The organism is Mucilaginibacter pallidiroseus (assembly GCF_007846085.1).
GTDB lineage: Bacteria > Bacteroidota > Bacteroidia > Sphingobacteriales > Sphingobacteriaceae > Mucilaginibacter > Mucilaginibacter pallidiroseus.
Map to the genome: position 1 here is coordinate 88228 of NZ_VOEJ01000005.1, position 24255 is coordinate 112482.

At 39.8% G+C, this 24255-nt stretch carries 25 protein-coding genes and 1 riboswitch; of the genes, 15 read left to right on the forward strand and 10 right to left on the reverse strand.

Annotated elements, in window-relative coordinates; genetic code table 11:
* Positions 1 to 964: 964 nt before the first annotated feature.
* The 3 genes from FPZ43_RS11415 to FPZ43_RS11425 all read right to left on the reverse strand — a co-directional run bounded on the left by FPZ43_RS11415 (position 965) and on the right by FPZ43_RS11425 (position 3793).
* The gene (locus FPZ43_RS11415) at positions 965 to 1339 is read right to left on the reverse strand and encodes a TetR/AcrR family transcriptional regulator (protein WP_146382057.1); all 375 of its coding nucleotides are present in this window, start codon (positions 1337 to 1339) and stop codon (positions 965 to 967) included.
* A gap of 401 nt (positions 1340 to 1740) precedes the next feature.
* Positions 1741 to 1980 carry a helix-turn-helix domain-containing protein gene (locus FPZ43_RS11420; RefSeq protein WP_146382058.1) on the reverse strand — a complete coding sequence of 80 codons (240 nt, stop codon included), beginning with the start codon at positions 1978 to 1980 and terminating at the stop codon, positions 1741 to 1743.
* Positions 1981 to 3484: 1504 nt separating this feature from the next.
* Positions 3485 to 3793, reverse strand: a complete 309-nt coding sequence (locus FPZ43_RS11425; protein ID WP_146382059.1) for a hypothetical protein — start codon at positions 3791 to 3793, stop codon at positions 3485 to 3487.
* Positions 3794 to 4415: 622 nt separating this feature from the next.
* On the opposite strand from FPZ43_RS11425, the gene FPZ43_RS11430 reads away from it, so the two are divergent.
* A complete protein-coding gene (locus FPZ43_RS11430; protein WP_146382060.1) occupies positions 4416 to 4616 on the forward strand; it encodes a hypothetical protein in 201 nt (66 codons plus the stop codon).
* Positions 4617 to 5377: 761 nt separating this feature from the next.
* On the opposite strand, the gene FPZ43_RS11435 is transcribed toward FPZ43_RS11430, so the two are convergent.
* A complete protein-coding gene (locus FPZ43_RS11435) occupies positions 5378 to 5731 on the reverse strand; it encodes a hypothetical protein (protein WP_146382061.1) in 354 nt (117 codons plus the stop codon).
* A 650-nt stretch (positions 5732 to 6381) separates the two neighbouring features.
* On the opposite strand from FPZ43_RS11435, the gene FPZ43_RS11440 reads away from it, so the two are divergent.
* From FPZ43_RS11440 to FPZ43_RS11475, 8 genes are all read left to right on the forward strand, one after another.
* Positions 6382 to 6753, forward strand: a complete 372-nt coding sequence (locus FPZ43_RS11440; protein WP_146382062.1) for a transmembrane 220 family protein — start codon at positions 6382 to 6384, stop codon at positions 6751 to 6753.
* Positions 6753 to 7445, forward strand: a complete 693-nt coding sequence (locus FPZ43_RS11445) for an EboA domain-containing protein (protein WP_146382063.1) — start codon at positions 6753 to 6755, stop codon at positions 7443 to 7445. Before FPZ43_RS11440 ends, FPZ43_RS11445 begins: the two co-directional genes overlap by 1 nt.
* Before the next feature lie 135 nt (positions 7446 to 7580).
* On the forward strand, positions 7581 to 8480 hold the full coding sequence (locus tag FPZ43_RS11450) for a TatD family hydrolase (RefSeq protein WP_261381060.1): 900 nt from the start codon (positions 7581 to 7583) through the stop codon (positions 8478 to 8480).
* A 4-nt stretch (positions 8481 to 8484) separates the two neighbouring features.
* A complete protein-coding gene (eboC, locus tag FPZ43_RS11455; protein WP_146382065.1) occupies positions 8485 to 9372 on the forward strand; it encodes a UbiA-like protein EboC in 888 nt (295 codons plus the stop codon).
* A gap of 22 nt (positions 9373 to 9394) precedes the next feature.
* Positions 9395 to 10561, forward strand: a complete 1167-nt coding sequence (locus FPZ43_RS11460) for a 3-dehydroquinate synthase (protein ID WP_146382066.1) — start codon at positions 9395 to 9397, stop codon at positions 10559 to 10561.
* 4 nt (positions 10562 to 10565) lie between these two features.
* Positions 10566 to 11768 (forward strand): metabolite traffic protein EboE, encoded by a 1203-nt coding sequence (eboE, locus tag FPZ43_RS11465; protein ID WP_146382067.1) that lies wholly within the window; start codon positions 10566 to 10568, stop codon positions 11766 to 11768.
* Between the two features lie 11 nt (positions 11769 to 11779).
* Positions 11780 to 13135, forward strand: coding sequence for an alkaline phosphatase family protein (locus FPZ43_RS11470; protein WP_146382068.1), 1356 nt, complete (start codon positions 11780 to 11782; stop codon positions 13133 to 13135).
* Between the two features lie 469 nt (positions 13136 to 13604).
* Positions 13605 to 13988, forward strand: coding sequence for a response regulator (locus FPZ43_RS11475; protein WP_146382069.1), 384 nt, complete (start codon positions 13605 to 13607; stop codon positions 13986 to 13988).
* Between the two features lie 111 nt (positions 13989 to 14099).
* Here the strand turns inward: FPZ43_RS11475 and FPZ43_RS11480 are convergent, their stop codons facing one another.
* The 4 genes from FPZ43_RS11480 to FPZ43_RS11495 all read right to left on the reverse strand — a co-directional run bounded on the left by FPZ43_RS11480 (position 14100) and on the right by FPZ43_RS11495 (position 16347).
* Positions 14100 to 14351: a hypothetical protein gene (locus tag FPZ43_RS11480; RefSeq protein WP_146382070.1), complete on the reverse strand. Its 252-nt coding sequence runs from the start codon at positions 14349 to 14351 to the stop codon at positions 14100 to 14102.
* A gap of 104 nt (positions 14352 to 14455) precedes the next feature.
* A complete protein-coding gene (locus tag FPZ43_RS11485; RefSeq protein WP_146382071.1) occupies positions 14456 to 15190 on the reverse strand; it encodes a LytR/AlgR family response regulator transcription factor in 735 nt (244 codons plus the stop codon).
* Entirely contained in the window at positions 15168 to 16007 is an 840-nt protein-coding gene (locus FPZ43_RS11490; protein WP_261381062.1) for a sensor histidine kinase, read from the reverse strand. The genes FPZ43_RS11485 and FPZ43_RS11490 overlap by 23 nt, the downstream gene beginning before the upstream one ends.
* A 130-nt stretch (positions 16008 to 16137) precedes the next feature.
* Positions 16138 to 16347: a hypothetical protein gene (locus FPZ43_RS11495; RefSeq protein ID WP_146382072.1), complete on the reverse strand. Its 210-nt coding sequence runs from the start codon at positions 16345 to 16347 to the stop codon at positions 16138 to 16140.
* Between the two features lie 205 nt (positions 16348 to 16552).
* Between FPZ43_RS11495 and FPZ43_RS11500 the strand changes: the two genes are divergently transcribed.
* Genes FPZ43_RS11500 through FPZ43_RS11510 form a run of 3 tightly spaced genes read left to right on the forward strand, consistent with a single transcriptional unit; the run spans position 16553 to position 18327 of the window.
* The gene (locus FPZ43_RS11500) at positions 16553 to 17011 is read left to right on the forward strand and encodes a DUF4440 domain-containing protein (protein ID WP_146382073.1); all 459 of its coding nucleotides are present in this window, start codon (positions 16553 to 16555) and stop codon (positions 17009 to 17011) included.
* A gap of 9 nt (positions 17012 to 17020) precedes the next feature.
* Positions 17021 to 17470 carry a nuclear transport factor 2 family protein gene (locus FPZ43_RS11505; RefSeq protein WP_146382074.1) on the forward strand — a complete coding sequence of 150 codons (450 nt, stop codon included), beginning with the start codon at positions 17021 to 17023 and terminating at the stop codon, positions 17468 to 17470.
* A gap of 26 nt (positions 17471 to 17496) precedes the next feature.
* Entirely contained in the window at positions 17497 to 18327 is an 831-nt protein-coding gene (locus FPZ43_RS11510; protein ID WP_146382075.1) for a hypothetical protein, read from the forward strand.
* 665 nt (positions 18328 to 18992) lie between these two features.
* Here FPZ43_RS11510 and FPZ43_RS11515 read toward each other — a convergent pair.
* Positions 18993 to 20024, reverse strand: a complete 1032-nt coding sequence (locus FPZ43_RS11515) for a methionine synthase (RefSeq protein WP_222430964.1) — start codon at positions 20022 to 20024, stop codon at positions 18993 to 18995.
* 30 nt (positions 20025 to 20054) lie between these two features.
* Positions 20055 to 21059 (reverse strand): DUF1852 domain-containing protein, encoded by a 1005-nt coding sequence (locus FPZ43_RS11520; RefSeq protein WP_146382076.1) that lies wholly within the window; start codon positions 21057 to 21059, stop codon positions 20055 to 20057.
* Between the two features lie 202 nt (positions 21060 to 21261).
* A riboswitch (cobalamin riboswitch) is annotated at positions 21262 to 21445 on the reverse strand.
* Between the two features lie 162 nt (positions 21446 to 21607).
* Between FPZ43_RS11520 and FPZ43_RS19735 the strand changes: the two genes are divergently transcribed.
* The 3 genes from FPZ43_RS19735 to FPZ43_RS11530 all read left to right on the forward strand — a co-directional run bounded on the left by FPZ43_RS19735 (position 21608) and on the right by FPZ43_RS11530 (position 24211).
* On the forward strand, positions 21608 to 21739 hold the full coding sequence (locus FPZ43_RS19735; RefSeq protein WP_391563975.1) for an AsnC family transcriptional regulator: 132 nt from the start codon (positions 21608 to 21610) through the stop codon (positions 21737 to 21739).
* Between the two features lie 487 nt (positions 21740 to 22226).
* Positions 22227 to 23006 carry an SRPBCC family protein gene (locus FPZ43_RS11525; RefSeq protein WP_146382077.1) on the forward strand — a complete coding sequence of 260 codons (780 nt, stop codon included), beginning with the start codon at positions 22227 to 22229 and terminating at the stop codon, positions 23004 to 23006.
* A gap of 29 nt (positions 23007 to 23035) precedes the next feature.
* Positions 23036 to 24211: a zinc-dependent alcohol dehydrogenase gene (locus FPZ43_RS11530; RefSeq protein WP_146382078.1), complete on the forward strand. Its 1176-nt coding sequence runs from the start codon at positions 23036 to 23038 to the stop codon at positions 24209 to 24211.
* The last annotated feature ends 44 nt before the right edge of the window (positions 24212 to 24255 follow it).

Here is a 24255-nt window from a genome sequence, read left to right on the forward strand (position 1 = left end):
TCTTGCCCTTTAAAAAGCATTACCTGCCTATGTCTAGGTAATATCTAGCGCCTGGATATCTTCCGTTTTATTATTTTTTTGAATATGAAAAGCTTTATTGACTCATCAACTCAATACACCTTCTTTCATAAGCTCTAGGTTGTAACACAGCATATACATAGCGTTATAAGCGCAACGATGACTGCAACTTTAAGAATGACTGCCAGGATGCATAAAATTCCATCTCGCTACAATAAGTATAACCCCGGATCCAGGAGGATTTTGCTTGAAAGCTTTTTAATCGGCACCATTGCCATCACATGTGTTTCTGCCTAGTTTAAACAGAGCTATTGTAAGGACCTATAGCCAATACACGTTAAAAATAGATGCGATATAATGGAAGGACTTAATTGATACAATTGTACCAAATTTCGTACTAAACACTTTTTTTAATTCTTAGAAAGTCACAACCCTTGCTGCTATATTACTGACATTATGCCTTGCACTAAATGTCATCAGGCTGCGATGAAGTTTGGCCATATTGTTCTCACCAATACAACGAGCTTTGTAACCAATATCATCAGTATGACCGTTTGACTTACTGGCCACCTACATTGCCAATAGCCATTTATAATTCGGATTCAGTACTATTAAAAATATATCGCTAATCATAAGTCAATGCCAGGTGTTGGGAACTGTTCCTTTTCTTTGCACAAGAATTGTTTGCGCTACAATAGTATATACTAAACTACAAATCCCCAAAGACTTAAACGTAGTTTAACACTAAAAACCTGTTAAAATACGAGCTATCTCGATCGATGCCACAATTACTTCGAAAAGCATTATATTAAATTAGCGATGTGCGGTAATTTTTAACGATATTTTCGTGCTTGATTGTTTGATATCTTTTGTATGATATAGTGGTGAACCTATAAGGCATTTCTCCAGCATAAAGGCACAGGATTCTGAAGTACTTACTTTTAACTTACGAAGTAAGACAGCAGTCGCTATTTTTATCTAAACACTTCAACAACAACTTACGGTGCTGCTCTAATAGGTCGATATACTTACTTTTCCAAACTTCTTCTTCAGAGCTACTGTTTGCCAATGTCGGCGTATCAGACGGTGATTTAGGTAAAACTTTAAACTCGCTTCCAGAGAAAAATTCCGGAAATTCAGCGCTAAAATCATGCCTGATGATAATGCCTATTCTCAATAGGATATCGACTTGAAGGTTTTTGTTTCGAAAATAATTATAAAGTGATCTTCTGTTTACATTTAATTGTAAAGCAAGATCGGTGATACTATAGCCGTACTTTCTGACCAAATACTCAGCTATTTGTCCATTGTGTTTTTCCATTGTAGTGTCCACGAAGTTAATAATTCTCTTTAATCGATTGATTAATATAGCTTCAGGTTGTGAATTATTAATTGTATCTAATGTGGATTGGTGACCAATAATAACATCTCATGTTGAAATAAATTATGAGTTTGAGCACTTTAAGATAAAACATTACAGCTAGCTAATTTCAATTCTATCGTTAATATTTATTAGTTCAATGTACACTTGCTTTACTGATGGCAATACTTACCTATTAAAGTTATAACATCAAAATAGCTTTTAAATTTCTATGAATCTGCAAAGCAAATTAGGTAACTTTTGATTACCCCGGACATTGCAAACAAACTTCGGCGCTTTCCCACCGATAGTATTATTAATTATAACGTTAGTTTAGCTTAGTTTGCGAAATGTACTACTATTTAGCTAGCTATATTTTCATCGCATCGAATCAAATCCGAAATTTCGACTTTCAATACCGCAGATATTTGTAAAAGCGATATGAGCTTAAGTTTGGAGACACATCGTTCAATCTTAGAGTAAGCGTTTTGGGTAATTCCTAATTTCTTAGCCATTTTAGCCTGTGTCATACCAAGCTTAGTCCTTACTTTTTTAATATTGAGTGCAATACCCTTAATATTAACAGGTGATAATTCTTCCATTCTTATTTTTTATAACAGCTAAAGAAAGAACAATAACACTTACTAAAAAGGCCGCTTTACAAAGTGTATACTAATAGGTATTTACATATACGATATTATAGCAAAAAGGAAATATTAAAGGCACAATTTTTCTCGAAAATTCACACCTACGACAAACAGGCTGTGTACAATTTTGAGAAGGCAACTTCAAGATTAAGTGGGAGATAACAACTAATTTAGCTTTAAGGATTGCAAAGCGAATCTAGTATAATTCAACTCGATTCTTGATAGTTTCGACAATTACAATGGAAAAACAAACCGGCTACGTATAGTTGCGCCTATTTTGGATCATTGGTGCCTGCCACCTTATCTTATGAGAGCTTACTTTTTAAAAAAGTGCAAGTCTTTAAACCAAAATTAGACCTGGTTTTAGATAAAGATAAGTAGTGGCCCAAATACAAAGCAAGAATAATACATGGTGCATACTGGTATGCATCCATTAACATTAATTTATAAATTGATATCACATGTTACCTCCAAAGCAATTTAAAATTTGTGAAAAGTGTGGTCACCAGTCTTTAGAGCGGGCACCACGTAAACTATTATACAAAACATTACTTTCCTGGTTGCCGTACAAAAGGTATGCGTGCTACTATTGCCTGCACTCCTACCACAAGTTAAGTTAGAAATAGATTGCTTTGCATCATGATTTTTGATACCATGATCTCACTATTTAAATCGTAATGAACTTCTTATTTTACCAAAGGATCGTATTCAAGATAAAATTATTAAGTGATTACCACTTTAAAAGCAGCCAACGACATTATACTAGTAGTTATATGCAATGGTATCCCATTGGGAATTTGTAAAACTGAAACTTTATTTGACTAAAAGCTTTCGTTTTAAATGATGGCGAAACATGTATACCAAATTGTGTACTTTAATTTAATACACGTTAAATATATTTGACAACCGATTGTGATTAGTTTTAATTTCAAGTATTATTATGTACCTTCTTTCCGTGCACATTCCATGAAAGAATAATCCAGCTAGCGATGTCGTGTTTTTTCTTTCATGGAGTGGGAAAGAAACATCACTTTACGTCGGCCTCAAAGACTTGCAGGTCCTGCAGGTCAATTGTAAAGTATATGGACGGCTGGGCGTAGGGGCGTCTGGCCGTTTTTGATAAAACTAAAACCGGTTTAATAATTTTCAATTAAATATTATTGATGCAGCAGATGATAGCAGTTAGATTACCAATCACCGCTTAAAGACTAAATTAATTAGTAACAAGGTAAGCTATTTAATTTAGGAGTATTGCTTTTCCCTGCAGCAATTTTTATCACCCGTAACTTTTACGCATTGGATGGTAATCGTAATTGAATTTGTTAAGTGTTCTGCCGTCAATGCTGATAAACTTCAAATGACGGGCGTCGTTAATTTAACATTTACTACCGTTTATTATTAATTAGCTAAAGGCCAATAGCTAATTAGCTTAAAAAGCAATATGATGCGGTGAGTGTGGTTATTTAATAGCGTATTGGCAATCAGACACAATTGTTTCCAAATTTCGAAGGTGCACGGGGATAGCTAAACCTGAAGGAACAGCTGGGTATGGTACGCGTTGAATAGTGTTTAAAAGTAGTTTGAATTTATCAGGGCAAATTGATAAGCTAATATTATCTGTGGAAAGGTCAAATATACCAAGATTGTCATTGAACAATATACTCACGATCTCTTTTTCATATATCTTTTCTTTTGCAACATATTCAATCATGTTTCTCCTTCGATAATGTGCCCAAAGATATAATGCTCTTTTCCTGCTTCTATTCATTTACAACTGTTTGTACGCTATTATCGCAAAGTTATGATTCGGCTTATTATTTCAAAGTGCAACGGTCATTTTAGCCTTAGAAAGTATAAAGTGAGGTATTTAAGCCAAAAAAGAACATTTAACTTTACCTATTTTAACAATCTTCGACCATGATATGTGAAATATTCACCACCTAGTAAAAAGCGGGGATTTTCAAATACCTGCGATGAGTGAAAAAAAAGGCAGTTGCTATGCCAGCAACTGCCTTTTGAATTTTAAATGTCAATTTCGGAACGTAAAAAGAGTCATCAATACAGTATCAAAACCAGGTTTGACTTCTGCATTACTGCTTTCAATTCTTCAAATGCACTTCTACAAATTTACTAAATACATACTTGACAAATTTGCTAGGCAAAAAAACAACCTATCACATTTAATCAGCAGTTTACTTTTCAAAGTTCAAAACCAAACTGCGCGTTAATCATGGCGAGTGCATTCCCTTGAATCTTCGGTTTAAAGGTTTACGTATAGCTTAAGCTATACGTAGCTTTTTATAGCTTGACCAATACTACAGCAATCACAGATTAGTATACAAACCAACTGAAACCCATAACTTATAATTTTTTCATTTCTATCTTTCAGCATGACATTTACAGTAAAGAGCTATCAGTGCTTCAAAGACTTTGTATCGGAAATATGCTTGCGTAATAACATTCAGGAGCCCGATCGATATCATGTCCACCACCAAGGCGATATCAATAAGGTTCAATTAAGCGATGCTTTTATCGAGCATTTAAAAAAGTACCCTGTCGCCTTCGAGCAGTTAGTAAACTATAAGGGGTAAATAGTACATTATTAATTAAGCTTATCGCGCTCGGCAGTGGCATCTATGGGTATGAAAATTGAGCTTTTAAAGAATTGTATAATCACTACAACGTTTAACTCATATAAGCAAGTGGAATATTTTAGCCATGCGGTAATTTAATTAATATTTCATCAACAAAAGGTGGTGATAAGATGTCCCTCAAAGTGTGAAGTGTTAGTTTTACGATGCTTTGTATATTTGGCAAGTAATAGTAATGGCCGGCATTTTACCGGATCATTGTGATAAGGTTTAGGTATATAAGTCCTGGCAGCAAGTGCCGGGGCTTATTGTTTCTGCTCTGTGATCAGCCGATAACCGCAAAGCAATTGTATGTTACTAGAAATTCATTTTTAAGTAATTTCAAGATCAGCAATAGCGCCAGGGCATACCAAAATACAACGATCGGCGAAGTAAGTCAATCAAACCGAATATGGATTAAACCATACAGTTAGTCTTGTTTTTCAGCTCAGACACAAGAGCGGTTCTTATCAATTACATATTAACGCCCTCCGCTCATTGCTTTTTCTTTGCACAGGTCCGTCTATAAGCCACCGGACATCGGCCGTCTTCAAGCGAAGCGACTTCTGATGCTGCGCGTTTGCAGTCCTTATCAAACTAAATTATACGGAACGATAATAGGTAGGCAATACTTAATGCAATACGTCATTAATAATATGATCTACTGTGGTTATCTTCAAAACGCTAACTATAGGCATATTACAAAGTTATCCATTAAAAACTTAGTTACTGGATGGCCTATCTAGTTTCAATAACTCTATACGTAGTGATTCATTTTTCAGCTTTACCTCTTTCAATACTGCTAAAATATATGTCGAGCTCAATTCAACACTTAGCTCCACCTCCACAAATACACCATCTATCCCATTAGCCATAAGCTGTAAATCTTCGTTAATATTAAAATAGCTATCATAACCTTTTGGCAAAAACCGTATGCGAGGCCGCTGTTTTTTCGGCGTTAACGTGATTCTAACAATTTCGCCTTCACATCCTGCAATCGTTGTTTTAGACAAACAATAGCGATAACCTTTATTTTTTAAAAAACACAATAAACCCTTTGTTAACTGCAATTTCATGGTAAAGCATAATTGAGTAGAGATTAACCAGCGCCTTCAAGCTTCTTTCAGAAATCTCATGGTGATATAGCAACCCTATTATTCCTTTTTGGTTTAACGGATTTAATTGAAATAATCTTTATAAACGGTTATTGTTCTTTTTACACAAAATTGGATCACAGTATGTTATCCAAAAATGTAGATTCTAAATAGGTATGCTATAGTTCAGAAATCAATACGTCGATTTAAAATAGAGCAGTATCTGTTTGGTGCCTTAAACTTGCTATAATTTCGTTACAATAGAGATTTGTTTGAAGTAAGTGGTTTGCAGGTGAACCGGCTTCTAAGCACCATATCGGCCAATTGCATAACGAAACATTTACACGATAAACGCCTAGATTTGTAAGCATCAATAAGTATTGGTAAATTAATGCCGATCTTACCTGACCCTTTTTCAAACTCATATGGATATGGCACTGGTTTTTGCACTGAGGTAATAACGCGTTAATAAACCAAAATAGGTGTATAATTGCGATGTCTGCTAACGATTTAATATTTACGCGATTTACTACGTCGCATCTTCGGAAAAGTCATAATCCTGTACTAAAATGGAATAACGCACTTGATTATGTCGCAAATTATCTTATATTTATTATCTCAACGATTTCGACATGTTATTGATTATACTTAATATATTGTTTACACTTGCGTTCCTTGGCTTCGCTTATGTTAATTTGAACGATAATGATTGGTACTTATGGGTGCCAATATACTTGAGCGCAGCTATATGTTGTGGATTGGCGGCTTTTCACAAATTATATCCTGCAATTTACATCTTACTAATACTGTTTTATCTCATTTACGCTGTACTACTTTTCTTTCAAAAGGACGGTGTAAGAGATTGGATTGTTATTTATAAAAAACCCAGTTTGATAGAAAGCATGCAAGCCAATAAGCTTTACATCGAAAAAGCCAGGGAATTTTTTGGGTTACTTATTATCAGTGGAGCATTGATAATAAATTATTTCATAGCTACTATTTAATGATTACTGAATTTAAATCAGATAGATTTATAGCATTATTGTCACAAATTCTAAAAGCCAACATTCCACATGATGCGTACATCTGGTTAAACAATGACAAGAATGTTAGGGCAGATGCTTTTGATACCGCTTTTGCTTCGATGCCCCGTAAAACAGGTAGAAGAAACCTAACGCTAAGTGCTGACCAACTTAATGACCTCCGTGTACTGCGAAATGGCCTAAGTTTGAATAATTGGACAGCGGACCGTCTTGGGCGAGTTCAACTTCTAATGAGATTTTGCCTCGCAAATGATAAGGATAGTCTGAAAATTATTGAAAGTCTCTTTGCTACCGCAGAAATGAATGAACAGATCGCCCTTTATAGTGCAATACCCTTACTTCCCATACCGAAGTATTGGGTAAAACGTTGTATAGAAGGCATAAGAAGTAATCTGGATCCAGTACTTGAAGCGATAATGTATGGAAATCCATATCCAGCAGAAAACCTGGATGAGTCTTCGTGGAATCAGATGGTACTGAAAGCTTTTTTTACATCGAAGCGGGTCGATTTAATTTATGGCTTAAAAAACAGGGCTAACCCCGAACTCGTTCGCATGCTGATCGACTACGCTCAAGAACGGCGAGCGGCCGGTAGGGAAATACCACACGGGCTGCATGAGCTGATAGAAAGCTTCACTGATCCTAAAAATTGATAGGTTGACTTAATAATTAAATACATAGACAGTATTAACTATAGATATAAAATGTGCTGCAATCATACTTTAGAAAACAATAAATCAACCGATCAAAAGCCTGACGAGTCATTTGAATTGAATCTGATAACCGGCATGAGTTTTTTTGATCCGCATGTCCACATGACGTCGAGAACGACGGATGACTATCAGGCAATGGCCGATGCGGGAATAGTTGCATTAATAGAGCCCTCATTTTGGCTTGGACAACCACGTACAGGCGTGGATAGCTTTAAAGATTATTTCAGTAGCCTGGTTGGCTGGGAAAGGTTTCGGTCCTCACAATTTGGTATAAAGCACTACTGCACTATAGGCTTAAATTCACGGGAGGCCAATAATGAAGCCCTAGCCGAGCAGGTAATGGAGGTTTTGCCTTTATTTATGTACAAAGATGGCGTGGTTGGTATTGGCGAAATCGGATTTGACGACCAAACCCCTTTAGAAGAAAAATATTATCGATTACAACTTGAACTGGCAAAAGAGGCTAATTTACCAGTTCAGATTCATACGCCACATCGTGATAAAAAACGCGGCACGCAACGCAGTATGGATATTGCTATTGAACATGGCATTGATCCGACGATGGTTATCGTGGATCATAATAACGAAGAAACGGTAAAAGATGTATTAAACAAGGGCTTTTGGGCGGCTTTTACGATTTATCCTTTCACAAAAATGGGTAATCAGCGTATGGTCGAAATAACCAAGCAATTCGGTCCTGAACGAATCATGATCAATTCGGCCGCAGATTGGGGCATCAGTGATCCGCTGGCTGTCCCCAAAACTGCGGCTTTAATGAAACAGCAAGGTATAAGCGTCGATGATATCCGGTTAGTAACGTACCAAAATGCCATTACCGCTTTTGCGCAAAGCGGACAAATTGATGAGTCTGATTTTACTTCCGGCATAGATCAAAGTATTAAGTTTGAAGGAAACAGTATATTGCGCGGAGGACAGCAACCCCGTATTAACAAATCATCTATTATTATTCGTTAATAATTTGAAAAAAGCACTGAGTTACTTAACAATAGTACGCCCCGCCAACGTAGTGACATCCGTTGCAGATGTGGTCGCGGGGGTGGTAATAGCCGGAGCCTTTACGAACGAAAGTACTAAAAACAATGTCACCGGAATTTGTTTGCTATGTTGCTCAACTGCCTGTTTATATGCGGGAGGTATCGTATTCAACGATGTATTTGATGTGAATCTTGATAGGATTGAAAGGCCAGAACGCGCAATTCCAAGCGGCTTGATTAGTTTAAAGCAAGCAATTCTTACAGGTAGCCTACTCTTAGGTGGCGGTATTGCATTCGCAGGTTTGCAAAGTCTATTATCAATGTTATTAGCGTTATTGATTGCTGCTGCCGCTCTTATTTATGACAAAGCAGGTAAGCGCCACGCCTTTTTTGGACCGTTAAATATGGGCATTTGTCGTGGGTTAAATTTACTTTTGGGCGTTTCCATCATACCGTTGGCACTATTCCAATATTACACTTTGGCAATCGTCCCACTCATCTACATTTTTTCCATAACCATGGTCAGCCGTGGGGAAGTACATGGCGGAAATAAGTCTAACTTGTATATTGCTGCAATTCTATACATAATTGTTACGACTTTCATAGTAACCTTTTCCTATTTTAATCATACACTGCTTTGCACTTCTACATTATTGATTCCCTTTCTTTGGATGATTTTTAAACCGCTATCCAAAGCAATAAAAAATCCTGTCGGGAAAAATATTGGGGCTGCTGTAAAAGCCGGTGTGTTATCACTGATACTTATGGACGCTGCATGGGCCGCAACATTTGGTAACATTTACGCCGCAATCTTAATACTTTGTTTGTTACCAGGGTCATTATGGCTGGCAAAAACTTTCGCGGTCACCTAATTGTGAACACTTTCTTACATACATGAATCAGCTCTCTCAATCCTTTACAATTAAATATGAATACCAGGTTTTCTTCACAGAAAATTTATTTGACTTAAGCAATACACTGCTAAACGATTTTTTATTAATTCAAAAAAAGCCCTCTGCACCTGTCAGCAAAATACTTTTTGTATTAGACAAGGGAGTCGTCGAAAAAAATGCCACTCTGGTGAAGCAGATCGAAAGTTATTTTAAACAGTATAATACAGTTGATCTTGTCCCACACTTTTTGATAGTTCCAGGCGGAGAGATTGTTAAGATTGATGAGATCTACGTCAACCAGGTTCTTAAAGCTGTTGACACCTTCTCAATTGATCGTCACTCCTACATTGCGGCACTTGGAGGCGGCGCATTATTAGATATGGTGGGTTACGCAGCAGCGATAGCACATCGGGGAATTAAGCATATTCGGATTCCGTCAACTGTACTTTCTCAGAATGATTCCGGTATAGGTGTAAAAAATGGAGTGAATTATTTCTCCAAAAAAAACTTTTTAGGAACCTTCTCTCCCCCTGCCGCTGTGTTTAACGATGAAATATTTTTAAAAACACTCAGCGATCGTGATTGGCTTTCTGGTATAGCAGAAGCCGTAAAAGTAGCTTTGCTTAAAGATTCCGCTTTCTTTGAATGGATTGAAGCCCACTCGATATTATTGGCTAAGCGAGATATGCCGGCCATGAAATACTTGATATGGAAATGTGCAGCATTACACTTAGAACATATTGGTGGAGCTGATCCTTTTGAGAGCGGGTCATCGCGCCCATTGGATTTTGGACATTGGAGCGCTCATAAACTGGAATACCTAAGCAACTTCGAAATGCGTCACGGCGAGGCCGTAGCAATAGGAATCGCTCTTGATACAATTTACTCTAATGTTTCTGGTCGATTATCAACAGCCGAAACTGAAAGAATTATAACAACACTGCAAACCTTGGGATTTCAACTAACACATAAAATGTTATTTATAAGCAATGAACAGAGCCCCCTTGTTGCTGGCCTGATGGAATTTAGAGAGCATCTTGGCGGACTGTTGACCATTACGTTGTTAAATGGTATTGGTTGTGGTGAAGAAGTACATGAAATCGATATTTCCATGTTAAGCATATCCGCTGAAAGGTTAAATCTTATAGAAGAAAGAAAACTCTATTAATCATATGGAAGTATTGAACGGGCACCTCACCTACTGTACAAATATCTATCCGGGGGAAACCTGGACGGATCACTTCTTTGCCTTAAAGCATAGCTTCTCAGAAATTAAAAGTCATTTGTGTCCAAATACGTTCATGGGTATTGGGCTACGTCTATCTAACATCGCCAGTGTCGAGTTACTTCAGGAAACCAACCTTAATGAATTTAAATCCTGGCTTCAGGCTAATAATGCTTACGTGTTCACCATGAACGGGTTTCCGTATGGCGGTTTTCACAATGTGGTAGTAAAAGATCAGGTCCATGCGCCGGATTGGACAACACTGGAAAGAATAGCTTACACGTCGAGACTATTTAAAATACTGGGGCAACTGCTGCCAGATGGCATAGATGGCGGTATTTCAACGTCGCCATTAAGCTACAAATACTGGTTTGACAATGAAGATAAATCAGCTAAAGCTAAACAAGCTGCTACCGTAAATATTATTAAGGTGCTTGTTGAGTTATACGAGATTCATATTAACACAGGCAAACTTTTGCATCTTGATATAGAGCCTGAGCCCGATGGACTACTTGAAACCGGCAGGGAGTTTATAGAATGGTTTGAAAAAGATTTATTGCCTTTAGGCATCGGCATGTTGAAAAGTCACTTCAATATTACCGAAACAGACGCATCAACTATTGTTAAAAGGCATATCAACCTTTGTTACGATATTTGTCATTTCGCGATAGGATATGAACCGCATCAAACGATCATTGAGGAGTTAAATGACAGAGGCATAAAAGTTGGTAAAATACAGATCAGTGCGGCTTTAAAAGCCATATTTAATAATACGGCGTCAACCAGAAACTCCATACATGCAGCGTTCCAAGAGTTTGATGAGCCAACGTACCTTCACCAGGTAATTGCAAGGCAATCAGATGGCGGTCTCCAAAGGTATGCAGATTTGCCTTTAGCGCTTGAAAAGGACACTGATGCACTAGAATGGCGGGCCCATTTCCATGTGCCAATATTTTTAGAAGATTTTGGTTTATTGCAATCAACGCAGGAGGATATCAAGACTGTATTAAGTATCCAGCGTGAAAAACCGTTTACCAATCACTTGGAGGTGGAAACTTACACCTGGGGCGTTTTACCGGAAGCACTGAAAGCTCCGCTAGATCAGTCTGTTATTCGCGAACTTCAATGGGTTAAATCTCAATTTAGTTAACATTTCAGCATATGAATAAAACAGTTGTTATCAATATTGTAGGATTATCTACGTCCGTTATTGGTGAACATACACCTTTTTTGAATGATTATATAAGGAGCAAATGCCTAAAGCAAATTGAGCCACTGCTACCTGCGTTAACAACTTCAGTTCAGTCAGCATATGTGACCGGGAAATATCCTTCAGAAACTGGTATCGTTGGCAATGGTTGGTACGACAAGGTAGACAGCGAAGTTAAGTTCTGGAAACAATCCAATAAACTGGTGTCTGGTGACAAGATTTGGGATAAAGCAAAAAATGCTGATCCTTCCTTTACCTGTTCAATTATGTTTTGGTGGTATAATATGTATTCAACTGCAGATTATTCGGTAACACCGCGCCCGAATTACTTAGCTGATGGCCGCAAGATGCCAGACTGTTACTCGCATCCTGCAGAACTTCGGGATTTATTGCAGGAAAGATTAGGACAATTTCCACTATTCCAATTTTGGGGGCCTGGTGCCAATATTAGATCAAGCCAATGGATAAGTGATGCGTCTATGCTAAGTGACGATCTATATAATCCTACACTTAGCCTTGTATACCTTCCGCATTTAGATTACTGTCTGCAAAGGCATGGCCCTAACATTAAAAAAATAGCCAGAGAACTACGCGAGATAGATTCGCTACTGAAAAAATTGATTACGTTTTACGAAAGAAAAAACGCTAAAATTATTTTACTATCAGAATACGGAATAGCTCCTGTAAACAACCCTATTCATATTAATAGATTGCTTAGGCAACATGGTTTCCTAAATATTAGAGTTGAAAGAGGATTAGAATTGCTTGACCCTGGCGCTTCAAAGGCTTTTGCTGTCGCTGACCATCAAATAGCACATATATACATTAACGACCAAACCATAACTGAAAACGTAAAGGCATTATTAAAAACTGTTGCAGGCGTAGAAATGGTGCTTGACCGGGAACAGCAAGCTGTCCATCATATTTGCCATGAACGTGCAGGGGACCTAATTATAGTGGCGAACGAAAACAGTTGGTTTACCTATTACTTTTGGTTAGAGGATACGAAAGCTCCCGATTATGCGCGTGTTGTTGACATTCATAAGAAACCGGGATATGACCCCGTGGAAATGTTTATGAATTCCAAATTACGAGCCGGATATAAATTGCTTAGAAAAAAAACTGGACTCAGGTATGTTATGGACGTTATTCCTTTAGATGCAATACTAATTAAGGGGTCGCACGGAAGGGTGAATGTCAAAAACGAATATAAACCTATAATTGTAACTGATAACAAAATCGATAAGGCCCATATAGCAGCAGTAGACGTCTTCGACATTATTTGGGAGCAATTAACTTCACTTTAACTATGAATAAGCACAGCCACCAACTGCGTTGGCAATTCAGTAAGCCAGCTTGTAGATTGATTTATACCAACGGATATTGAATGCATGAGCTCTTGAGTGAAGCTGATTTACGTTTTCTATATAGCAAAGCGTCGGTCGATACGATTATCAAGTGAGATCGTTATCCTTTTGGCACCACTCTAACTAAGGGGGCAGCAGTACCTAAAAAACGTAATTGTGCGTTAAATCAATTCGTACAATGCAAGTTTAATAGTTTTATAAAATCCATGCCAAAAAGTAAGTGACAATATTGGTCGTGTTGCTGCTTTACACACCGTTTCACAAAATTGGCATCAACTGTAGCTACTAGAACTAGCTTGATAACTATTAGGATATATTTGGTTACTTCTTATAACGCGATTATAAATATAATAATCGTTGTTTGTAGAACGATATAGCAATAATACGAGTCGTAATTGAAAATTTCCTGATGAAGAAGATATTGGTAATTGAGGATGACCGGGATAATATGGATACCATTAAACTTATATTGGAATCCGATGGCTACAAAGTATTCGGTATAGAGGGAACAACAGACATTATTAAGAGTGTGCACGAGTCACAACCTGATCTTGTTCTAACAGATTACCTCTTGAAGGGCCAAAACGGCCTTAGTATAAGTAACGCATTAAAATCCAACTTGGCGACTCAAAACATTCCAGTAATACTCACGACTGCACACAGGGATATCGCTATGTGTATTGATAAATCAAGCTTTTCGCATATAATTATCAAACCATTTGATATTGACACCATTCTATATGCTGTAAGAACTGGCTTAAATGATTTGAATAGAATAAATGGCAAGGTATAATTCAATTATTACCATTACTCGTATATAAAGTGGCAAATTTGTGTTCGGTGATTTAATATTTTGCAATTACATTTTGTTGCGATATTAAATACAAATTGTCTTTATTTATTGTTAAAAACTATTCACCTTTAAACAATTGTAAGGCTTATCATATCCTTTAATTAATAATTTTGAAATAGTTAAATTTAGGAAGCTCGAGAATGATCTTAATCTTGCTATTATTAGGCTCTCAAGCAGACCAGTTGGTTCGATTGATTTATGATTCATTGGGTCAGCTATTTCGAATAGTTCTAACATCATTACATAAAATAGCCAAGTCTGATTTGGATAGGCTTTTTCCGATCTTCTTAGTCTTTTGTCCATTTGCTTTTACTTTTAATTATTGTAAACGAGTACACCTGATATTTTCGATAATTTGCGTATACTTTTGCGAGCAGTGTGGCCTGTCTATCAAAATTCATAATAGTTCAACCATTCGCTTCTGTCAACACGTTCAACACCTGCATCCGGTAAAGCTTACCAATAGGTATAACGTTGCTTAAAATATGTATCTCTTCCTGGGTGTAAGAATCGATCTTGTCGAGCGCTACCATATAGGACCGATGAACCCTTATGAATGCAGATGACGGAAGCATGGCCTCAAGGGAAGTGATCGCGTACTTGGTGATGACCGGGCCTTTCTTCGTATTTATCTTGACGTAATCTTTCAAGCTCTCAATGTATAAAATATCACCGAGCATAACCTTTACCATTTTTCGGTCGGCCCGGAAATAAAGGAAAGCTGGATCGCCAGCATGCTGGCTGTTAACCGGCATTTGCGTTTCGTTCCTAATATCCTGCTCAGGTAGCGCTTTAAAGACCGCTTTCAGGAAACGGTCGAAACGCACAGGCTTGACCAGGTAATCCGTGACATCCAGTTCAAAGGCCTTGACCGCATACTGTTCAAAAGCGGTCGTCAGGATAATCTTTGGCGGATTAACCAGTGTGCCGATCAGATCCAGTCCTGAAATCTGTGGCATCTGAATATCCAGAAACATCAGATCGACATGGTGTTGTTTGAGTAGGCTAATGGACTGCACTGCGTTACCACATTCGCCGATGAGGGTAAGCATCGGTAGCTGAGCGACATAACGTCGCAACAACTCCCTTGCAGGGGGTTCATCGTCAACAATGAGGCAGTTATATTTCCTGATGGGTTCCATGATAAATAGTTTTCACTACATCTGCCGAAACTGTTGCCAGCGCGATCCTCAAATTTACAATATACATTTCTTCTTCATCATTGATCACAAGTTCATGCTGACCCGGGTACAAAAGTGCCAGGCGTTTGCGCACATTGGCGATCCCGATCCCAGGGATTGTGTTTTTACTAATTATGGGTTTGCCATTGATCAATTTCATCGACAGTTCATCGTTGTTTACAAGAATAGTAAGACTTATCCAGGGATGCTCAGTTACCTGGCTTGCACCGTGTTTAAAGGCATTCTCGATAAATGGTAAAAGCATTAGTGGTGCGATGAAATGATCAGTTGCTTTTGGCATCTGCACGGATAGATCTAGACCATGATCATAACGTGCTGATTCCAGCGCGAAATAATCCCGTATCATTTTTAGCTCTTTGTCAAGCGGAACGAATGGCTTACTGCAATCATACAGTATATAGCGAAGTAGGTGAGAAAGGCCCATGATCATCCCAGATGCCTTTTCGGATACTTCCTGTGTGAACGAATAAATGTTATTAAGCGTGTTAAATAGAAAATGCGGGTGCAATTGGGCTTTTAGCATTTGCAGCTCAGCATTTGCTTTCTCCTTCTCCAGCATCAGTGCGGTCTGCTGCCTTTCATAAAAGCACTTCATCAGCTTAATGGCAGCGGCTACGCCGCCAACCGTGATACTTCCCCGCAAGCCGGCCAGCATGGCCACGCCAAATTGTACATAAAGTGCCGGATGAGGCTCGCGGGCCACAACAGGCGATATCCTATCTGCATTTAAATGACGTAGGTGGTCGATCACGGTCATAGACAAGGCCGCTGAAAGAGCAGCTGTTAGAAACACGAGTACGATTGCGCTAAATGTAGCCCAAGCATATTTTCCAGGCAACACCAGCGTTGGAATGACCAAATACATAAGCATATAAGCCAAAAATATACTAGGGATCAAATACATCAAACTTTCCGGTGATGTGATGATCAAGCGGTGCAGAAAGGGTTGTTGCTGCAAGGCAGGTGACGGCGAGAACGAGTACAGCAAAAGCTGGAACAGGAACCAAAGCAGCCAAAAACTGAGGTGCCGCGATATTCGCCATTTCGCGCTGTTGGAATATATGAATGGTATCTGCTGCATTGAACTGAATTATCATACTAAGATACATATCGGCTATCAAAGCCTATTAACAGCGCTCACTTATTCGACAAACGCAACTAAGCAGCCCATCAGATCATTTTGTCGTCGACGAAATGATCTGATGGGCAAAGACCAAGTTTATGTTTTCGGAATAGCTACGTCGGGCTACTTTCCAAATTTTGTATGACCAATGCCGGTAGATTTGAATAAAAAACATCACTATGAAAGTATCATTCACCTTAGTTTTTTTGACCTGTTTATCGCTTGGTGCGTTCGCGCAGACCGATACGACGAGCTATCCAAAGGAGCGCCAGGAGATCCGGCAACTTCTGCGCAGTCAGGGACCCGGCACAAACATTGACTGCGCGGATATGATCGCAGTTGGACCAAAAGGCGACATTTCTTTCACTCATCAGCAATGGATAGAAGCGCAGAAAAAAGAAAAGCTGGTGTTTAAGTCTGTCAGGCCGGTACCCGGCAATGAGTTTATCCGGATCTATGATGGCACCACCGCAGTGGTCAACCTGCTGATCAATGTAAATATTATGGTTGATGGCCGCGACCTGAATATCAAGGTCCGCCGTCTGGAAGTGTACCATAAAACCTCCGGTAACTGGTGCCGCGTGGCCGGCCAGGGCACGGAGGTGGACGAGAACTTATTCCCGGTTAATAGTAAATAATTTAAATCGATGACGATCATAAAAGTAAGCATTTTAACCATTTCGCTGTTACTCTCTATGAAATGCTCCATGGCTCAAAGCACCGTCGAGAACGAGATTCGCAGGTTAGATCAACTGGAAGCACAGGCCACCATCAGCGGCGATACCATCACCTTAAAAAAGCTATGGTCGCCTGGCTTTGTGGTAAATAACCCTGCGAATATGGTCGTGAATGTTGCGCAAATACGACAGCTGATGAAAGAAGGCAAGATTTCTTACACAACATTCAACCGTATAATTGAAAAGGTCACGATCACCGGCCCGGTGGCAGTAGCCATGGGTTACGAAGAAAATGAGCCTGAAAAAGCAACGGATAATGCCGGGAAGAAAGTGACGCGCCGTTACACCAACGTCTGGCTAAAAGAAAAGGCCGGCTGGAAGATCATTGCGCGGCAGGCCACCATCATTGATGTGAAGTAAAGAAGTGTAAATCATAAAATATCACTATGAAAAAAGCAATTAACCTGCTGATCGCCGTATCAGTATTGCACTTAGTTATGTTAGGTGCAGGTTGTAAAAAAGATAAAGCGCAAAAAGATCCGGATAAAGACACAAAAGGGCTTTACAGCTTTTCAAACACAGAATACACCGGCATAGCGAACGTTGGCAATCATTATTTTCCCAGGCCGCTGTCGTTACGATTTGGGGCGAAGGACAGCGTCACGGCATGGTCACACCTGACGCTCAGCGTATGGCGCCGGGGTGATGTGAATGGCAAAATAACAAAAGTAGAAGAAGACGATCAGGGGTTCACTTACGTCACGATACTTTTTGATCTGCCGGGGGATGAACAATACAACTCACCGCAGGTGTATAGGATCTCTGCCGATAAGAAAACCATCACAGGTGGCTCTTCACCTATTATCTCTATGGTGGATATGAAGCTGTTCCCCAAAGATGCCCCCAGCGTTGTTGGCGTTTGGGCACAGCCGGAGCATCCCGGTTGGTTCCCGGATGTGAACGTAACATACTTCCTGGAAAGAGGTGTAACCAATTATAAGCAAAACGGTGAGTTTATCCTCATCGCATTTGATCCGGCGCTAAACTTTTCCGAAAAATTCAAGCAGGATGGCTCACGTATCACATTCTGGGGCGTTAACCCACTAGTGACGGCGAACAAAATTACCAGTATTCCATATTATGGCGTGCTCTCCGCTGACGGCAAGATATTATATGTTGATGCCTACGAGTTTTCAGCGGTACGTATAACTACCTCATTAAGCACATCTAACTATTACGGGCCGAGAGGTGTGACGCCTTGGTTGATCAGGCAATAGTCTGGCACTCTATCATGCGCTCTCATAAGACATCTAACGTTGCTCATTGACAATAAATTAGGATAAAGTAAGCCCCATTCAAGCGTCATCAAGCAATTAACCGCTTGCATAACTCCAAAAGCTTTACGATTGAACAATTTAAATCCAGCTTTCGTAAACTTATGCTTAGAAGGGATAGTGAAGCATACATCAAAGTCAGCATTTCAAAAATTATTCCCGACGCTCTTTAATTCCAAAAACATAAACGCTCTTCATCCGCAGATTTTACGGGACGAATTTTTGTCACTGCGTAAGGACTTCCGGAATTGGTGGAAACCAAAGAAATTTTCATATATTTACTGTATAAGCATTAGCATTTATTGAATAATCTGGCATGTGACCTATTGGCGACCTAGGCAAGTCTAAGATAAATAAGGCCTTGATTTAGAGTATATTTATATAAAATTAATTATTCCTTAACTCTCCGCCAGAAGTATTTAAAAGTGTTAAAAGTCCTTTAATTGAAAGATTAAAGGGCTTTTTCTTTTTCATTACCTACCAAAACTCGCATACAATCGTAACTCTATTAAGTCTTTCAAAAATCAATCAAAAAATAAAATGACGCAATGAAAGCAATACCATGTAATAATGCATTCCTAAATATTTTGAGATCATCTCGTCCAAAATTAAACCGCTAATTCTTTACGTATAATTTCAGCGCCTGCGCTTAATGCACTTAACTTACCTCTTGCTACAGTTCGGGATAAAGGAGCCATACCACAATTCGTGCTTGGGTAAAGGTTTTCTATATCAACAAATGCGAGCGTTTTACGCAGGGTGTCTGCTACTTCTTCGGGTGTTTCGATCTCGTTTGATGCCACATCAATGGCGCCGACCATTACTTTCTTCCCGCGAACAAGTTCGATCAAATCTAGAGGCACATTTGAGTTATGGCATTCTAATGAAATTATGTCAATATTAGAATTCCGAATTTTAGGAAAGATCTCCTCGTATTGACGCCACTCCGCACCCAGTGTCTTTTTCCAATCATTATTGGCTTGTATGCCATAACCGTAGCAAATGTGTACGGCAGTTTCACATTGTAAACCTTCAATGGCTTTTTCTAAAGCGGCCATTCCCCAATCATTAACTTCATCAAAAAAAACATTAAAGGCAGGCTCATCAAACTGGATAATATCTACCCCCGCATCTTGCAGTTCTCGCGCTTCTTCATTAAGTACTTTCGCAAATTCCCAGGCAAGTTTTTCGCGGCTTTTGTAATGGGCATCGTATAAGGTATCCACCATAGTCATTGGCCCCGGTAATGCCCATTTGATAGGCTGAGTTGTCTGCTTACGTAAAAACCTTGCATCTTCTACAAAAACAGCTTTTTGCCGCGCCACCTCACCAACAACAACCGGAACACTCGCATCATAACGGTTACGTATCCTAACTACTTTACGATTTTCGAAATCTACACCGCTTAAATGTTCAATAAACGTGGTTACGAAATGCTGACGTGTTTGCTCGCCATCACTAATAATATCCACGCCTGCCAGTTGCTGTTCCTGCAAAGAGATGCGCAAAGCGTCCTGTTTGCCCTCCAATAACTGCTCGCCTTCGAGTTTCCAGGGTGACCATAACTTTTCGGGTGGTGCCAGCCAGGCAGGTTTGGGTAAACTTCCCACAATGGACGTGGGTAATGATCTTTTTATCATAAAATAATTTGAAAGTGTATGGTTGTATAATTAAATCGCAAAATTGGCAGACCACTCATTCAATACGCTTTGGTAGGGCTTGATGAAATGCTCTTGCGCATATTTGCCCTGTTCCACCGCCAGCCGACTGCGCTCTTCGCGGTCATAAACAACTCGGGTAAGTGAATAATCTTCGTATTGAAGACTAGGCTGATAGATTTTCGCAGCCACTGAATTGGCATTGTAAATTTCAGGACGATAGATCTTTTGGAAAGTCTCCATCGTGCTGATCGAGCTGATCAGTGCAAGATCAGTATAATCGGCAAGCAGGTCTCCGGAATGATAAAAAGCCATGGGCGCAACACTGCCCGGAGGCATGAAAAAACGGACTTTTAAGCCCATTTTAGCGAAATATTGGTCAGTAAGTGAGTACTGATCCTGCAGGTATTCAAATCCCAGTACCGGATGCTGATACTCCGTGCGCGTATAAGTTTTATTGCTCGATACACTTAAACAAATGATCGGCGACATCTTAAAGTACTCTTTGTAAGTGTCTGAACTCACAAAGCATTGATAAAGCTTTCCATGTAGTTCACCAAAATTTTCAGGAACAGAAAATTGAGATTTGTTTTTATTGTACTCGGGCAATAAAATACTGAAATCATAATCACGGACGTAAGAAGAAAAGTTGTTTCCGGCGACACCGTCGATACGCTGGTTGGTCTTACGGTCAAAAATATTCGTCTTTAAAACTTCGATCAACGGCAGATCGTTGCTGCCATTTTTGTCGTCGATATGCATTGTTACAGTAATAATCTCGAGTTCAACCGAATAACGATCAGCTTTTGGGTTATCCCAATGAGCTAATGCATTGAATCGATTATTGATCATGTTCAAGGCATTACGCAGGTTTTGCTGGCGATTAGCTCCTCTGGCTAAATTGGCAAAATTGGTGGTCAGGCGCGTTTCACTCGCGGGGTGATAGTTTTCATCTAAGCAAGTGCTCTTTAAGGTGAACACAAAATCATTATTGATGGTATGTTGTGTATTTTCCATGTATTTCTTTTAGTAATTTCTAATCCTCTGATATGATCGATACCATGTAAAATGGGTCATGATCATCGAAAAGTTCTTGATTATTCCGGATACTACAGGAAAAGAAGGGGAATGAGATATGTGCACATACAGGCACAGCTAACCCACTAGGGTTTGCACCTTTTGTTGTACAATCTGACCAATAACCTCTTTACGCGGAAGTATCGTCAATTTAGTAAAGGCAGGTATCCTGGCTTGTAACGATTTTTACCGGCCTTCCCGTTTGCACAGTGACCATAATGGGTAAAACCTTAATTGTGTTACTTACAGTTGCGCGACAGCTCGTGATTTGCACACGATTCCCTATTAATTCACCGCTAAGTAAAACCTTTACCAATTGTTGAAATATATAAAGAACCCAAGTTTTAAACTCTCGCCAAAGTTATATAAACAGTTATTAAAGCTAGGTTGAAGGCTTAATTTCGAATAAAATTACCTTTAATTGAGCCTTTGTTGAATTATTATGCGGTTTAGAGATCCTTTCGCGTCTCTTAAAAGTAATTTATGCTATGGTGCAACTGGATGAGGTCGATTTCAAACTATTAAAAATATTGACCAATGATTCAAGTCAGACAATCAAGAAAGTCGCAGAGCAGGTAAATTCGGTAACATCGCCAGTGGTACAAAGCGTGATACGATAAGAAACTACTGAATTTATCAAATCATAAATAACTGATAGTAGTACAAAATAATGATGGTTCAAACTTCTCTCTCACCTCCCCTACAATACAAAGTGTCATTTAACCGCCAGTGTCGACAAAGTAGATCGTAATTCTTTGATAGTGGCAAAGGCATTCAATTCACCTTGCGAGATTGCCTTCTAAAACTTCTTATGTGAGTAGTATAAAAAAGGGTAGCCAAACTTTTACTTAAATACGGCGCCCAAGTATTCCACTTAATTAATTTTCACTATTTGAAAAAATATTAAACAATACGAAATATCTCGAGTTATAAACATATAAGTTGTAACGCGACTTAATTTACGCTACTCATCGACCGGGCTATTTAAGCTTTTTATCCTTCCGTTATTAGGCCGATAATTTTAGGTTTTCTATGATCGCTGACCCCTTTAATAGGGAAAAGTCATACTGTACACCGATATAAATTTTTCATTATTAATTTTTTATTATGGCTAATTCAACAAAAACGTCTGCACCATCAGACGCTAAGAATCCTCAAACACAGGAAGCTGGGAAACACCTTACCAATGTGGGAACCGCTGGTAGGGTGATATCGCTCTTAGGCGGTGCGGCACTAGCCTATCACGGCTGGACCAAGAAAGACACCGCTGTCGGAAAAAGTCTGACTACTGCAGGCGCTTACCTGGTGTTACGCGGAGTCTCCGGTTTTTGCGCAATTAACAAGGCATTACAAATAGATACAGCGCATTCCGGTGCTGCGGGCTTTGAGGTCACCTCAAGCGTGACGATACTTAAGCCCCGTAATGAAGTCTATCAATTTTGGCGTCAGCTTGAAAACCTGCCCAAATTTATGGCGTACCTCGAAGAGGTGAAGCAGACGGGCGGCAAGCGCTCACACTGGGTGGCCAAAGTTCCGCGGAATATTGTCACTAAAGAAAAGCTGACGACCATAGCATGGGATGCTGAGATCGAGCAGGAGGAAAAAAATAGCCGCATCAGCTGGCGCTCCCTGCCCGGCTCTGAAGTTGAAAATTCTGGTGAAGTAATATTTACGGATGCTCAGGCAAACCTGGGTACCGTTGTGCAAGCGACCATTTCCTATCACCCGCCTTTAGGAATTGCCGGTGAACTGGCGGCCAAGTTACTTAACCCGGCATTTAAAGAGCTGGTTAAACAAGATTTGCGCCGTTTTAAGCGCCTGCTAGAAGCAGGAGAAATCCCAACCATCATCGGTCAAACCTCTGGCCGTAAAGACGAGAACTACTAAACCCATTTTTTTTATTTAATAGATTACTTATGAAAGCGATTTGCTGGGAAGGGATCAATAAGGTGAGTACGGAAACTGTGCCGGATCCAACTATTCTTAATCCTCGGGATGCCATTGTGCGTGTCTTTTTATCGTCGGTATGCGGCTCTGATCTGCATTTGCTAGGTGGTTACATACCCGCTATGCGCGCCGGTGATATCATCGGGCATGAATTTATGGGCGAAATTGTTGAAGTAGGCCCGGAAGTGAAAAAACTGAAGAAGGGCGACCGAGTTGTGGTTTGCTCTGTTTTATCCTGCGGGGGCTGTGAGTTCTGTCAGCGCGAGGAATACTCCTTGTGTGATAACTCCAACGCCGAACCCGAATGGACCGAGAAAGCATATGGCTATCCGGTAGCAGGAATATTTGGTTACTCTCATGCTCTAGGCGGATATGCCGGTAGCCATGCCGAGTACACCCGTATACCTTTTGCTGAAAATACTTGTTTTAAGGTGCCTGAAGGTGTAAGTAACGAGTCTGCTTTATTTACTTCTGACGCATTCCCAACAGGATACATGGCGGCCGACTTCGCGGGAATAGAGCCGGGCGACACCGTGGTGGTATGGGGTGCAGGCGGCGTTGGCCTGATGGCCATGCATAGTGCCTGGCTATTGGGAGCCGGCCGGGTGATCGCCATAGATCAGTATCCTTATAGACTGGAACAAGCCCTTTTAAGGGCCAAGGTAGAAGTTCTAAATTTTAGGGAAGTTGATGTATTGCAGGCCTTGAAAGACATGACTGGCGGCCGTGGCCCTGACCGTTGTATTGATTGCGTGGGTATGGAAGCCAACAGCACAGGAATCGAAAAAATATATGACTATGCCAAGCAATATGCCAGGCTGCAAAACGACCGGCCTGCTGTGCTCCGCCAAGCAATTATGGCTTGCCGTAAAGGCGGAACGGTGTCTGTGATAGGTGTATACGGTGGGTTCGTCGATAAGTTCCCGATGGGTGCGGCCATGAACAAAGGCTTAACGTTCCGCATGGGCCAGCAGTTCGGGCAGCGGTACATTCCCAAATTGCTGGATATAGTGGCCAGAGGAGAGGTGGATCCCGCCTATTTACTAACCCATAAACTGTCATTAGATATGGGGCAAGAAGGATATATGATGTTTAAAGAAAAAACCAACAATAACATGCGTTCGGTATTTGCTCCTGCCGGATAGATCAATTTGTCTTTAAGCCTTGTCAACCAGAGACAATTATTATT